General features: G+C 67.8%; 4 protein-coding genes. 2 read left to right on the top strand and 2 right to left on the bottom strand.

What is annotated here, in order from left to right; translation table 11 throughout:
- Positions 1-59 precede the first annotated feature (59 nt).
- A complete protein-coding gene (gene mutS / locus ACXI0D_RS06010; protein ID WP_479642414.1) occupies positions 60-2,651 on the bottom strand; it encodes a DNA mismatch repair protein MutS in 2,592 nt (863 codons plus the stop codon).
- A 126-nt stretch (positions 2,652-2,777) separates the two neighbouring features.
- Entirely contained in the window at positions 2,778-3,170 is a 393-nt protein-coding gene (locus ACXI0D_RS06005) for a barstar family protein (protein ID WP_119007110.1), read from the bottom strand.
- Between the two features lie 363 nt (positions 3,171-3,533).
- Between ACXI0D_RS06005 and ACXI0D_RS06000 the strand changes: the two genes are divergently transcribed.
- Both ACXI0D_RS06000 and ACXI0D_RS05995 read left to right on the top strand, forming a co-directional pair.
- Positions 3,534-5,210: a ShlB/FhaC/HecB family hemolysin secretion/activation protein gene (locus ACXI0D_RS06000; RefSeq protein WP_479642413.1), complete on the top strand. Its 1,677-nt coding sequence runs from the start codon at positions 3,534-3,536 to the stop codon at positions 5,208-5,210.
- 21 nt (positions 5,211-5,231) lie between these two features.
- On the top strand, positions 5,232-15,269 hold the full coding sequence (locus ACXI0D_RS05995; protein WP_479642412.1) for a two-partner secretion domain-containing protein: 10,038 nt from the start codon (positions 5,232-5,234) through the stop codon (positions 15,267-15,269).
- Positions 15,270-15,282 lie beyond the last annotated feature (13 nt).

Below are 15,282 nucleotides of genomic sequence, written 5' to 3'. Positions count from 1 at the left end.
CAGAGCCTTTCGATAGGCCTCCCGCAAGGCAGGCGGGAGGCCTTGGGCGTGCGCTGCGGTTACAGCAGCGCCTTCAACCGGTACAGGGCTTCCAGCGCCTGCTTCGGCGTCAGTTCGTCCGGGTCGATTGCTGCCAGTGCTTCCTGCGCCTTGCTGGCCGGCGCACTGAACAGGCCGAACTGCTGCGGCGCATCCAGTGCCTGCGGCGCCAGCTCGGCGGCATGGCTCTCACCGCCGCGCTGCTCCAGCTCGGCCAGGCGACGACGTGCCTGTGCCACGGTGGCGCGCGGCAGGCCGGCCAGTGCGGCCACCTGCAGGCCGAAGCTGCGGTTGGCGGGGCCGTCCTTCACCGCGTGCATGAACACCAGCGCTTCACCGTGCTCGACGGCATCCAGGTGCACGTTGGCGATGCCGCTGCGGCCGCCCTCGTGCTGCTCGTCGGCCAGCGCGGTCAGCTCGAAGTAGTGGGTCGCGAACAGCGTGTAGCAGCGGTTCTGGTAGGCCAGGTGGCGGGCCACTGCGTCGGCCAGGGCCAAGCCATCGTAGGTGGATGTGCCGCGGCCGATCTCGTCCATCAGCACCAGCGAATGGGCAGTGGCGTGATGCAGGATGTAGCTGGTCTCGGCCATCTCGACCATGAAGGTCGACTGCCCGCGGGCGAGGTCGTCACCGGCGCCGATGCGGGTCAGGATGCGGTCGATCGGGCCGATCAGCGCACGGCTGGCCGGCACGAAGCTGCCGATGTGGGCCAGCAGCACGATCAGCGCGTTCTGCCGCATGTAGGTCGATTTACCGCCCATGTTCGGGCCGGTGATGACCAGCATGCGCCGGTCCGGATGCAGGTCCAGGTCGTTCGGTTCGAACGGCTGCTCGCGCACCGCCTCGACCACCGGATGGCGACCGCGCTCGATCTTCAGGCACGGCTCGGCCTGCAGTTCCGGGCGCGCCCAGTCCAGCGCCTGCGCGCGTTCGGCGAAGGCTGCCAGCACATCCAGTTCGCTCAGTGCGGCGGCGCACTGCTTCAGCGGTTCCAGCTGCGCGCCAAGGGTATCCAGCAGCTGCTCGTACAGGTACTTCTCGCGCGACAGCGAACGGTCGCGCGCGGACAGCACCTTGTCCTCGAACGCCTTCAGTTCTTCGGTGATATAGCGCTCGGCATTGGTCAGCGTCTGGCGGCGGGTGTAGTGCACCGGCGCGCGGTCGGACTGGCCCTTGCTGATTTCGATGTAGTAGCCGTGCACGCGGTTGTAGCCCACCTTCAGGGTGGGAATGCCGCTGCTCTCGCGCTCGCGCAGTTCCAGGTCGACCAGGAACTGGTCGGCATGGGTGGACAGGCGGCGCAGCTCGTCCAGCTCTTCATCGAAGCCGTCGGCCAGCACGCCGCCATCGCTCAGCTTCAGCGGCGGCATCTCGGCAATGGCGCTGGCCAGCAGTTGTGCGCATTCGTCATGTTCACCCAGCGCGGCATGCAGCGCCTGCAGGCGCGGTGAATCCAGCGGCGCCAGCACCTCGCGCACCGCCGGCAGCAGGTTCAGGCCATCGCGCAGAGTGGAGAAATCGCGTGGTCGCGCCGAACGCAGCGCGACACGGGTGAGAATGCGTTCCAGGTCGCCGAGGCGGCGGAACTGCTCGCGGATGTCGGCGTCGCTGCCACGGTCGATCAGGGTTTCCACCGCATGGTGGCGTTGTATCAGCACCTCGCGCAGGCGCAGCGGGCGGTGCAGCCAGCGGCGCAGCAGGCGCCCGCCCATCGGCGTCACGGTGCTGTCGAGCACGCCCAGCAGGGTGTTGCGGGTATCGCCGTCGACGCGCGTATCGAGTTCCAGGTGGCGGCGGGTGGCGGCGTTCATCGCAATCGCCTCGCCAGCGGTTTCCATCGCGATCGAGGTCAGGTGCGGCAGGCGCTGCTTCTGGGTTTCCTCGACATAACCGAGCAGGGCACCGGCGGCAGCGGTGGCGCGCGGCTTGTCATCGATGCCGAAGCCGCTCAGGTCATGCAGCTTGAAGAAGTTCAGCAGCTGGCGGCGGCCGCTGTCGGCGTCGAACAGCCACGGCGCACGGCGGCGCACGCCGGTGCGCTGGCGCAGGAACTCCGGCCAGTTCTCCTCGTCGGGTACCAGCAGCTCGGCCGGTTCCAGTCGGGCCAGTTCGGCTTCCAGCGCGTCGTCGGTTTCCACTTCGTTGACCAGGAAGCGGCCACCGGCCAGGTCGGCCCAGGCCAGGCCGTAGCCCTGCTTCGTGCGCGACAGCGCCATCAGCAGGGTATCGCGGCGCTCGTCCAGCAGCGCTTCGTCGGTGACGGTGCCGGGGGTGACGATACGTACCACCTTGCGTTCGACCAGGCCCTTGGCCAGCGCCGGGTCGCCGATCTGCTCGCAGATCGCCACCGATTCGCCCAGCGCCACCAGCCGTGCCAGGTAGCCTTCGTAGGCGTGCACCGGCACGCCGGCCATCGGGATCGGCGCGCCGCCGGAGCTGCCGCGCTGGGTCAGGGTGATGTCGAGCAGGCGCGCGGCCTTGCGCGCATCGTCGTAGAACAGCTCGTAGAAGTCGCCCATGCGGAAGAACAGCAGCAGGTCCGGGTAGTCGGACTTGGCTGCGAAGAACTGCTTCATCAGCGGGGTGTGTTCGGCGGACCTTTCTTTGGACATGGGGCTCGTGAATCCGGGGCGTCCGTTCGCGCTGGAGGGCGGCGCGGCGGAGCGGGTACAGGGATGCCCATGGTAACTGGTGGGGGCAGGGGCTGCCGCATTCGCAGGCGTGGGCTGCCGCTTGCTTCAGGCCTGCACCAGGGTGATGTCCGGGTGGGCCGCGAAGATCTCCATCACGATCTCGAAGTAGGTCTGCCCTTCGCCGCACTCCAATGCCGCAAGCTGCTGCTCGATGGCCGCGGTGTTGAATGCGCCGGGATGGGCCAGTTTGGCCTGCAGCCAGCTGCGTGTGGCAGCCACGCCCAATGCTACGCGGCTGTGTTCGACATCGCGCCAGATGATGGTGCGGGTGGACCGTCCGGCCAGGGCGCCATCTCCGCCGTACAGCAGGTCATCCAGCGCATCCAGGCTGGGCGCCAGCTGCCAGTCTTCTCCGGCCATGAACACGCGGTTGATCTCGGCATAGAGGCTGGCGATGTCGCCGATGGCGGCGCCTTCGATCTGTAGGAGGATGGTCATGCGCCGACTGTAGCGTCAGCAGGCGAAAGCCGGCGTGCTGAACGACCGGGTTCGCGCCAGGGCCCGAGCGCGCATGCTTCCCGGGCGTTTGCGGTGTGGTTCCCCGCAGCCGACTGAATTTGCAATCTTCCCTATAGAAGTTCCTGTGGCGGCCGATACCCTTTGCGCCTTTCTGCGCTTCGCGCGGCGGCGTGCTCTCGCGTGTGCGACGGCAGACCCGAATCAAGCCGGCACGTCGATGCCTTGTCCTTTCCGGACAGAGCGCCCGACGGCCTGCATCAATATCAGGAAAAGACTGTGCGGTCAGGGAAGAAGCAGGCACGACAGGTGTGCCGTGGTGGTGGGTGGGTGGTGTTGCTTGGCATGACCTTCAGTGTTGCCGCCCAGCAGGCCGGTGATCCAGCCGTGCAGGAACTGCTGCGGCAACAGGAACGCGAACGCGTGCTGCGCGAGCAGCAGGAACAACGGCCCGACGTCCGCCTGGAGCGGGATGCGCCGAAGGACGGTGAGCACCTGCCGGCGCGGGAGCAGCCCTGCGTGCGCATTGACCGCATCGTGCTGGAAGGCGACGACAGCCAGCGCTTCGGCTGGGCACTGGCCGCGGCCGACCCGGTGGATGATCCGGCCACCGGCCGTTGCCTGGGGACCGAAGGCATCAACGTTGTGATGAAACGCGTGCAGAACGCGATCATCGCCCGTGGCTATGTCACCACGCGGGTGTTGTCGGCACCGCAGGACCTCAACCAGGGCACGCTGACCTTGTCGGTGGTGCCGGGCCGGTTCCGCGAGGCCGTGTTCTCCGATCCGCAGGGCCGGCATCCGGCCATCGCCAATGCATTGCCGATCCGCAGCGGCGGCCTGCTCAACCTGCGTGACATCGAGCAGGGGCTGGAGAACCTGCAGCGCGTGCCCACCGTCAGCGCCGACATCAAGATCGCGCCGGCCGACGGCGAGGGCGCGGCGCCGGGCCAGAGCGACCTGCAGATCGACTGGACGCAGCGTTCACCGGTACGCGCCAGCGTCACCCTGGACGATGCCGGCAGCCGCGGCACCGGCAAGCTGCAGGCCAACGCGACGCTGTCGCTGGATAATCCGCTGGGGCTGAACGAGCTGTTCTACATCAGTGCCGGGCGTGGCGTGTTCAACGGCCGCGGCAGGGACACCGACAGCTGGACCGCGCACTACGACGTGCCGTACGGCTACTGGCTGTTCGGTGCCACCGCCAGCGCCTACGACTACAGCCAGAGCGTGGTCGGCGCCTTTGAACGCTATGACTACAGCGGCCGCAGCCGCAACGCCGAAGCGCGGGTGGACCGGCTGCTGCTGCGCAATGCCAAGATCAAGTTCAGTGCCTATGCACGCGGCTGGCAGCGCGAGTCGAAGAACTACATCGACGATACCGAGATTGAAGTGCAGCGCCGCCGCACCGCTGGCTGGGAACTGGGCCTGACCCACAAGCAGTTCATCGGCACTGCCACGCTCGATGCCAGCGTGGCCTACCGGCGTGGCACGGGCGCCTTCCACGCCCTGCGCTCGCCGGAAGAGAAGGCGCAGCAGTGGGACCCGACGCTGCCGCTGGAAGGCACCTCGCGGATGAAGGTGATCACCGCTGATGCGCAGTTCAGCGTGCCGTTCCAGCTGGGCAAGCAGCGCCTGCGCTACACCGCCGCATGGCGGGCGCAGTGGAACCGAACGCCGCTCTCGCCACAGGACCGCTTCGCCATCGGTGGCCGCTATACCGTGCGCGGTTTCGATGGTGAAAGCTCGCTCAGCGGCGAGCGTGGCTGGTCGCTGCGCAACGATCTTTCGCTGGGCATCGGCGGCGGCCAGGAGTTCTACGTGGCCGCCGACTACGGCCGTATCGGCGGCCCATCCACGCAGTGGCAGTCCGGCCGCGACCTGGCCGGCATGGCGCTGGGCCTGCGCGGCGGCTGGCAGCAGCTTTCCTGGGATGGCTTCGTGGGCTCGGCACTGCACAAGCCCGCCCATTTCCCCACCGACTACACCACGTTCGGCTTCAGCCTGGCCTGGCGCTACTGATCTGCCACAAGGACACGTGACATGAACACTATCTATCGTCTGGTTTTCAACCGCGCGCTGCGCGTCTGGCAGGTGGCTTCAGAGCTGGTGAAGGGCGGCGGTGGCCTGGTCGGCCATGTGCCGGGCCGGCAGAGCGCGGCACTGTCGCTGCTGGGCTTCGCGCTGATGTGCTCACTGGGCTGGGTCAGTCTGGCAACACCTGCGCTGGCGCAGTCCGATGCACGCATCAGTTCCGATCCGAACGCGCCGGGCCGTGAACGGCCGACGGTGGTGACGGCACCCAACGGCGTGCCGATGGTGAACATCACCACGCCGTCGGCGGCGGGTGTGTCGCGCAACCGCTATTCGCAGTTCGACGTGGGCCGCGAAGGCGCCATCCTCAACAACGCCCGCGGCCAGGTGCAGACGCAGCTGGGCGGCTGGGTGCAGGGCAACCCGTGGCTGGCCACTGGCAGTGCACGGGTCATCCTCAATGAAGTGAATGGTCCGGCCAGCCGGCTCAACGGCTATGTGGAAGTGGCCGGGCAGCGTGCCGAAGTGATCATTGCCAACCCGGCCGGCATCCAGGTCAACGGTGGCGGCTTCCTCAATGCCAGCCGGGTGACCCTGACCACCGGCACCCCGATGTTCAGCGGTGCAGGCGCACTTGAGGGCTACCGTGTCACCGGCGGTGCGATCCAGATCGATGGCGATGGCCTGGACAGCAGCCGTGCCGACTACACCGACCTGATCACCCGTTCGTTGAAGGTCAATGCCGGCATCTGGGCCAACCAGCTGCAGGCAACGCTGGGCAGCAACGTGGTCAGTGCCGACCACAGCCAGGCCAGCGCGAACGCGGCCAGCGGCGAGGCACCGACGTTCGCACTGGACGTCGGCGCGCTGGGCGGCATGTTCGCCAACAAGATCTGGCTGGTCGGCAACGAGCATGGCGTGGGCGTGCGCAATGCCGGCAGCATCGGTGCGCAGGCCGGCGAGCTGGTGGTGACAGTGGATGGCCGTCTGGAAAACACCGGTGCGCTGCAGTCGCGGCAGAACGTGCGCGTGCAGGTCAGTGGCGACCTTGCCAATGCCGGCACCATCGCGGCTTCGCGTGAGGTGGCCATCACGTCTGGCGGCACGCTGGACAACAGCAACGGCACGCTCAATGCGCAGCGCCTGCAGCTGCAGGCGCAGGGGTTGCGCAACCAGGGCGGCGCGATTGAACAGACCGGCGTGCAGGCCCTGGTGCTCAAGGCCGACGCGGCCAGCAACCGCAACAATGGCCTGCTGGGCACACTGGATGCCGTGGCGTCAGGTGGCAATGAGGGCAGCCCTGGCGGCGGTACGTCGCCGGGCAGCGGTAGCGGAACGCCCGGAACCGGCACGCCCGGAACACCGGGAACCGGCGGCGGCAATGGCGGCTCGACCGGCACGCCGACGTCGCCGGCGCTGCCGCTGGCCGAGGGACTGATCGCCATCACCGGCACGATGGACAACGACGGCGGCAGCATCAGCAACGGCGGCGCGGTGTCACTGGCTGCACGCAACGGTCTCGACAACAGCGGCGGTCGCCTGGGAGTGAGCGCGCTGCAGGCCGGGGGCGAGCTGCGCAATGAGGGCGGCACGCTGCAGGTGCATGGCGATGCCGCGCTGCAGGTGGGCCTGTTGTCCAACCAGAAGGGCGCGCTGAGCGTGGCCGGCGGCCTGCTGCTGGAGGCGCAGTCGCTCGACAACCGCGGCGGTGAACTGCGGCACGCCGGCAAGGCCGCATCGTCGTGGGCGGTGCATGGCCTGTTCAACAACGACGGTGGCCTGCTGGCCACCAATGCCACGCAGCTGGCGTTGCGCGCAGGCCAGGTCGGCAATGCCGGTGGCCGCATCGAACATGCCGGTGAGGGGGGCCTGCAGCTGGATACGGGCGACTGGGCTGGCGCCGGTGGCCGGCTGAGTACGCTGGGCCGCCTGCAATGGACGGCCGGCAACGCCGAGCTGCGCAACGGCTCGCTCAGTGCGGCCGGGTTCGACATCGTCGCCGGGACGCTGGACAACCGGGGTGGCAGCCTGCTGTCGCTCGGCACCGGTGCCAGTTCGGTGAAGGCCACGGTGCTGGACAACAGCGCCGGCGGCACGCTGGCCAGCAATGGTGATCTGGGCCTCACCGCGATCACGCTGGAAAACCGCAAGGGGCTGGTACAGCAGGCCGGCACCGGCAGCCTGCGGGTGCAGGCCGAGACCCTGCGTGGCAGCGAAGGGCGCCTGCTCAGCAACGGCGCGCTGGTGCTGTCCGGCGGCGAGCTGGACGTGAGTGGCGGTACCACGTCGGCGCAGCGCGTGCAGATCCAGGCCGATGTGTTGCGCAACCGCCAGGGCCAGATCGTTGCGCAGGGAACGCAGGCGTTGGCACTGGACGTGCGCGATGCGCTCGACAACCAGAGCGGCCAGATCGTCGGCAACGGCGGGCTGCGCATCGACGCCGGTCGCATCGACAACCAGCAGGGCACGCTGCAGTCGGCCGGCACGCAGGGCGTGGCGCTGACGGTGCGCGACACGCTGGACAACAGCGGCGGAGGCATCTCCGGCAATGGCCAGGTGCAGCTGCAGGTTGGCAGCCTGGTCAACCAGGGCGGCAAGGTGCTGGCGGCAGGCAGCGGCGCGCTGCAGGTGCAGGCCCGCGAACGTCTGGACAACGGCAGCGGCGGCCGCCTGGCCGGTACCGGTGATCTGCGGCTGCAGGCGGCATGGCTGGACAACCGCAGTGGTGCGATCGAACACGCCGGCGGCGGCACGTTGCAGATCCGCGCCGACAGCGTGCAGGGTGCGGGCGGCCGCATCCTCAGCCAGTCGACGCTGGAGCTTGAGGGCGGCGACCTGCTGCTGGGGGCCGGCAGCATTACCCAGGCCGAGCGCATTGCCATCGACGCGCAGCGCCTGGACAACGCTGGCGGCAACCTCAGCGCGACCGGCAGCGGCGCGCTGCGGCTGCGCGTGGCGCAGCGCGTGGACAACAGTGGCGGCACGATTGCAGGCAATGGCGCGCTGGAGGTAGAGGCCGGCGAACTGATCAACCGCAAGGGCACGCTCAGCGGCGCCGGTACGGCTGACAGCACGCTGCAGATCGCCGGAGCGCTGGACAATCACGAAGGCACGATCGCCAGCAACGCCAACCGCCTGGCGGTCACTTCCGCACGGCTGGACAACAGTGGCGGCAGCATCCGCCAGGCTGGCAACCAGGGCCTGGACATCACCACCGGCCGCCTGGACGGCAGCAAGGGCACGCTGGTCTCCTCGGCCACGCTGACCCTGCGCGCCGACGACGTGGATCATCGTGACGCGACGCTGGGCGCTGATCGCTTCGACCTTGAGGCCGCCACGCTCGACAACGCCGGTGGCCGCATCATCGCCAGCGGTGAAGGCGCCAGCCGCATCAAGGCGACGACGCTGGGCAATGCCGGTGGCACGCTGGCCAGCAATGGTGACCTGACGCTGCAGGCGCAGGCGCTGGACAACAGCGCAGGCAGGATCCAGCACGCCGGTAGCGGCCAGCTGCAGGTCTCGGCGCAGACCCTGCTGGGCAAGGGCGGCAGCGTGCTCAGCAATGGCAGCTTTGCGCTGGATGGCGCCAACCTCGATCTGACCGGGGCGACCACCTCGGCGCGCCGCGTCGACATCACTGCCGGCACCCTGACCACCGCCGGTGGCACGCTTACCGCAACGGGTGAAGACGCGCTGCGCCTGCGCGTACAGGGTGTGCTGGACAATCGCGGTGGTTCGCTCGCCAGCAATGGCGCGCTGGATGTCACCGCGCAGCAGCTGATCAATGCGCAGGGCACGCTGCAGGGCGCAGGCACCGGTCACTCCACGCTGGCGATCGGCCACGCTCTGGACAACCAGAAGGGCCGCATACTGCTCGGCGGTGCCGGTACGGTCACCGCTGACAGCCTCGGCAACCAGGGCGGCACCGTGCATGCGGGCGGCAGCGCGCTGGTGCTGGGCGTTGACGGTCGCCTGGACAATGGCGAGCAGGGCCTGCTGTCCAGCACCGGCACGATGACCCTGGACGCCGACAGCCTCGACAACCGCCACGGCACCCTGGTCGCTGGCAAGGACCTGACGGTGACCACGGCAGGAGGCGTGGACAACAGCGACGGTGCGATGCAGGCCGGCGAACGCCTGCAGTTGCAGGCCAATGGCCTGCTCAACCAGCGCGGTACGCTGCTGGGCGGCCAGCTGGACATCGATACCCGCGGCCAGCGGCTGGACAACCGCGCCGGCACGCTGGGCACGCAGAAGGGCGACCTGATCGTTCGCAGTGGCGCGATGGACAACCAGGGTGGTCGCGTGCAGTCGGCGGCCGACCTGACCATCAACACGGCCGGGCAGGACATCGACAACCGCGCCACCGCCGGCAGCGGTGGATTGCTGGCAGCCGGGAAGCTGCAGCTGGATGGTGGCGTGCTGGACAACCGTGGCGGCGCAGTCAATGCACAAGGCGATGCGCGCTTGCTGCTGGCCCGCGTCGACAACAGTGGCGGTGGAACACTTGCCAGCTCCGCGGATCTGTCCCTGCAGGCGGCGAGCCTGGCCAATGCCAGTGGTCGCGTGCAGGCCGGGCGCAACCTCGACCTGACCCTGGCCGGGCACCTGGACAACGCCGCCGGCGCGATCGCGGCCGGGCAGCGGTTGACCCTCACTGCCGCCAGCGTGGACAACCGCAACACCCGTGGCGGCGACGGCACGCGTGGCCTGCAGGCGGGCCAGCTGCAGTTCGGCGCCCAGTGGCTGGACAACAGCCAGGGCCAGATCGTCACCGATGGCGGTGCGCGGCTGCAGATCAACGGCCAGCTGCAGAACACCGGCGGCGTGATCAGCACCGGCGGCAACCTGGACAGCCAGGCGGACAACGTCGCCAACAGCGGTGGCCTGCTGCGCGCCGATGGCAGCCAGACCCTGGTGGCACGTGCGCTCAGCGAAGACGGCCAGGTGCATGCGCAGCGTGACCTCGGCCTCACCCTGCAGCAGGGCATGCGCCAACGTGGCGAATGGATCGCCAACGGCACGCTGTCGCTGAATCTGTCCGGCGACCTCGACAACCAGGGTGTGGTGCGCGGTGGCAACCTCGACCTCAACGCCCAGAACATCACCAATGCGGCTTCGGGTGAGATCTCCAGCCAGGGCACGACCCACCTCAATGCCCGTGGCCAGCTGACCAACCGGGGCCTGATCGATGGCGCGCTGACCCACCTGGAGGCCGGCGAAATCGACAATCTCGGCACCGGGCGCATCTACGGTGATCGCGTGGCGATCTCCACCGGCGTGCTGAAGAACCGCGCCGAAGAGGCCGGTGGTGCCACCCGCGTCGGCACCGTGGCCGCACGTGAGCGCCTGGACCTGGGCGTGCGCGAGCTGCAGAACACCGGCAAGGGCCTGATCTACAGCGGTGGTGATGCTGCCATCGGCGGCACGCTCGACGCTGACCGGATCGCCAGCGGCATTGCCGGGCGGATCGACAACATCAGCTCGGTCATCGATGTGACCGGCAACCTGTCCATCGATGCGCAGGTGGTCAACAACATCCGCGAGAACGTGGTCATCACACAGGCCACGACCGTGATGGATCCGGTGCGGCTGGACCGCCCGGCATGGTGGCGCAACGGCAAGAACGGCACCGAGGATATCCGCAGTACCAGCCACTACTCCGCGCACGAGGTGTACTACCTCGACCCGGCCGACATCCTCGAAGACACGCCGCACATCACGCCTGATGGCTTCACCGTGCATCGCGCGGTGGTGCGCCTGAGCTCGAAGACCAGTGCCTACTTCTTCGGACGCGGTGGCCTGTATGCCGGCCTGGGCGAGCGCGCGCGCCTGAACGTGCAGGATGGCACGGTGGTGATGTACTACGTCGGCCGCCAGGACAACCAGGTCAATCCGGACCAGGTGCGTGTCGGCGCGGATGACCCGTTCGCCGAGCTGAGTACCCTGCATCCCGATGCGCCGGCATTCCGCTATGTCGACGACAAGCTGACCTATTCCAGCAACTACGGAACCTGCACCACCAACTGCGTGCAGTTGTGGACCTACAAGGACTACAACGATCCGGACCATACGCTGACCAATCCGCGCGGCTCGGGTGGCAACAACGTCAGCAGCAATGAGCAGTACCGCATCGCGACCCGGACAGTGACCGAAGATGTGCTCGGCGCCGGGGTAGGCGCCGACGCGGTGATCCGCTCCGGCGGCGCGATGCGCATCGGCACCGACAACCTGAAGAACCACTACGGCAGCATCGCCGCAGGGGGCAACCTGAGCATCGTGGGACTGACCGCGACGGCGAAGGTGGAGAACCTGGCGCAGACGCTGTTCCGCACCCATGAATTCAACAATGTGGGTCACACCTACAGCAACGAACGGGTCACCTGGAGCAATGACACGATCTCCGAGGAGATCGGCAGGATCGGTGGCAGCATCACCAGTGGTGGCACGCTGGTCATCGACGTCGGTGACCTGAGCAACCTCAACCAGGGGCGAAACGCGCCGAACGTGCAGAACGGTTCGGCCATGGCCAACCTCAATGTGCAGGGGCCCAAGTCGCTGCCGGATGGGCCGGGCCATGGCGGTGCGCAGGGGCCGGGCCAGTCCACCGGCACCGGTGCCGAACGCGCGCTGGCGCAGGCGGCCGATGCCGCCGGCACTCAGCAGGGCGGCAACGTCGGCGGCGTGGCCGGCAACAGCGGCACCTCTGGGCCGCGCGTGGTCGCGGCCAGTGGTGGATCACCGGACCGCATCGCGATGGGTGCACCGGACACGCGCGCGCCGAGCGCCAGCCTGTTCAACGTCAATCCCAACAGTGGCCACTATCTGGTCGAGACCGATCCGCGCTTCACCGACCACAAGACCTGGCTGAGCTCGGACCACCTGCTGGGCCAGATGGGCTACTCGCCCGATACCGTGCACAAACGCCTGGGCGATGGCTACTACGAGCAGAAACTGGTGCGCGAACAGATCGGCCAGCTGACCGGTCGCCGTTTCCTCGATGGCTACGCCAGTGACGAGGCGCAGTACCGCGCGCTGCTGGAGGCCGGTGCCACGGTGGCCAGCGAATGGGGCCTGCGCCCCGGCGTGGCGCTGACCGAAGCACAGATGGCACAGCTGACCAGTGACATCGTCTGGCTGGTCGAGCAGACCGTCACCCTGGCCGATGGCAGCACCACCACCGCGCTGGTGCCGCAGGTCTACCTGCGCCTGCGACCGGGCGACCTGGACGGCAACGGTGCACTGCTGGCCGGTGCCAATGTCGATATCAAACTGGGCAATGGCCTGGTCAACACCGGCAATATCGCCGGCCGCAAGCTGGTGACCATCGATGCCGGCAACATCGAGCACCTCGGCGGCAGCATTTCCGGCCAGTACGTCGGGCTGTCGTCGGACAAGGACATCCGCGTTGTCGGTGCCGCCGTGACGGCCACCGATGCGCTGTCGGTCAAGGCGGCGGGCAACGTCACGGTGGCCTCCACGGTGGAGACACAGCGGGGCGGTGGCAGCTACCAGTACGAGACCAACCGCATCGATCGGGTCGCCGGCCTGTATGTAACCAACCCCAGTGGCGACGGCATGCTGTCGGTGGTGGCTGGCGGTGACATCAGCCTGCAGGCCGCACAGATCCGCAACGCTGGCACTGACGGCCTGACCCAGCTGGCCGCAGGCGGCAATCTGGATGTTGGCGCGATTGCGCTGGAGGAACGCCGCGACGCCACCTTCGACGAGCGCAACCACCAGCGCAGCAGCAGGACGACACATGCCGCCTCGTCGGTGCAGGGCGCTGGCGATGTGGTGCTGGCCGCTGGCAAGGACATCACCCTGGCCGCCGCGCAGATCAAGGCGGGGGCCGGCCTGGCATTGCAGGCCGGTGGGGACATCAACAGCCAGGCGTTGGTGGACAGCGAGAGCCGCGATTTTGCCAATGCGGGCAAGCGCAGCTCGCTGCAGGTCAGCCAGCGTGATGAGACGGTGCGTGGCAGTACGTTGCAGGCAGGGGACAATCTGCTCCTGAAGGCTGGCCGGGACGTCAACCTGACCGCCGCGTTGGTCGACAGCAATGACGGCACGGTAAGCGTGGCTGCGGGCCGCGACGTCAACCTGCTCTCAGCCAACGAGACGCACGACTACAGCCTCGACAGCTACGACAAGAAAAAGAAGACGCTCTCCAGCACCACCACCACGCGCAGCGTCGACGCCAGCGACAGCTATGCCATCGGCACGGCGATCCAGGGCGAGCGCATCAACATCACGGCTGGCCGCGATCTGACTGCGGTAGGTGCGGTGGTCGATGCCACCGGCAACGTGATCCTGGGGGCTGGCAACAATGTGCTGATCACTGCCGCCGAGGACCATCACAGCAGTGAATCCAGCGAGAGCAAAAAGAAATCGGGCGTTACCGGAGGCTTCGGCAACGGCGTGGCATCGGTTGGATACAGCAGCGCGAAGAACAGCAGCACCCGCGCCGAGCAGTCCACCACCCAGGTGGGATCGGCGATCGCCTCGCGCGACGGCAATGTGCTGATCAATGCTGGCAACACACTGACGATCGGGGCATCGGACGTCGCCGCAGGCGAGAACCTGACACTGGTGGGCAAGGACATTGCGCTGCTGGCGCGGCAGGACACCACGGATAGCGAATCCAGCCAGGCCAGCAAGTCCAGCGGCTTCTCGGTGGGCGTGACCTACGATCCGACCAAGGCCTACCGCAGCGCCCGCGATTCGACCACCGACGGCATGGCCGACAGTGGCTCGGCAATGGGGCGGATCACCCGCACCGCTGAAGGTGCAGCCTCCGGCCTGCGCGCGGCCACCACTTCGACCGTGGTGACTGCCGGCAGCCAGCGCACCAACAGCGAACAGAGCCATTCGACCAGTGATGCCCGCGTCAGCCAGTTGGCTGCAGGCGGCGATCTCACGTTGATTGCCAATGGGGGCTCGATCCTCAGCCAGGGCACGCAGATGTCGGCCGAGGGCAACGCTGTGCTGCTGGCCACCAAGGACATCGTGTTCGACGTGGCCCACAACACCGAGCGCAGCGACAGCAGCAGCCGCGGCAAGGGCTGGGGCTTTGCCAACAACACCAGCGGCCTGCCGTTCGGTACCAACAACTCGCAGAGCCAGGGCAGCGGCAGCAGCGACACCATCACCGGCACGCAGCTGTCGGTCGGCGGCGGCGTGCGCATGGCCACCACCGAGGGCAACATCAGCCTGACCGCAGCCAATATCGCCGCCGAGAAGGACGTCAGCATCCGTGCGGCCGGTGATCTGCTGGTCCGCAGCGGGCAGGATACGGTCAGCAACGCCAATACGTCGGACAGCAAGGCGATCGGCACGGTACAGATATCGGATACCGAGAAGTTCTCCGGCTGGCACCGCGAGCAGCACCAGGACGACAGCGCGCAGGTGTCACAGGTGGCCAGCAGCATCGGCAGTCTGGGTGGCAGCGTGAACCTGACCGCCGGTGGCAAGTACACGCAGACGGCCAGCAATGTAGTGGCAGCCAAGGACGTGAACATCACCGCTGCCGAGATCGAGCTGCTGACCGCCGACGAAAGTGGCCATTACTCGCAGAGCGACAAGGACCTGAAGATCGGCGTGTTCGCGCGGGTGAAGTCGCCGTTGATCGACCTGATCAACAACGTGGACGCGGCCCGTCAGTCAGATGATCGCCTGCAGAAGATGCAGGGCATGGCAGCGGGCGCCAACGCGTACCAGGCAGCCAGTGCGATCTCGGCGCTTTCCGGCCATGGCGGCAGTGGCGAACTGTTCCGTGCTGAAGCAGGCATCGGCTTCAAGACCGCCAACAGCAGTGCCGATGGCAGCAGCATGGTGTCGCGTGGTTCCACCATCCAGGGCGGCGGCAACGTCAACCTCACCAGCACCCAGGGCGACATCCATGTTGTTCAGGGCAACCTGAGTGCAGGCAACACCCTCAGCCTGGATTCGGCCGGAGATATCCTGCTGGAAGCTGGCAAGGCGCATGTGGCCGACCGCAGCAAGAGCAGCAATGCCGGCGCCGAAGTCGGCGTGGGGTCTCTGTAGGCGCGCAGACCGG

The organism is Stenotrophomonas sp. C9D9, assembly GCF_056491205.1.
The sequence above is the reverse complement of the archived record's forward strand: the minus strand, read 5'-3'. Positions and strand labels throughout refer to the sequence as shown.

Bases quoted from the DNA above. Each gene is read 5' to 3' on its own strand.
- mutS (WP_479642414.1), bottom strand. From the start codon at position 2,651: ATGTCCAAAGAAAGGTCCGCCGAACACACCCCGCTGATGAAGCAGTTC.
- ACXI0D_RS06000 (WP_479642413.1), top strand. From the start codon at position 3,534: ATGACCTTCAGTGTTGCCGCCCAGCAGGCCGGTGATCCAGCCGTGCAG.
- ACXI0D_RS06005 (WP_119007110.1), bottom strand. From the start codon at position 3,170: ATGACCATCCTCCTACAGATCGAAGGCGCCGCCATCGGCGACATCGCC.
- ACXI0D_RS05995 (WP_479642412.1), top strand. From the start codon at position 5,232: ATGAACACTATCTATCGTCTGGTTTTCAACCGCGCGCTGCGCGTCTGG.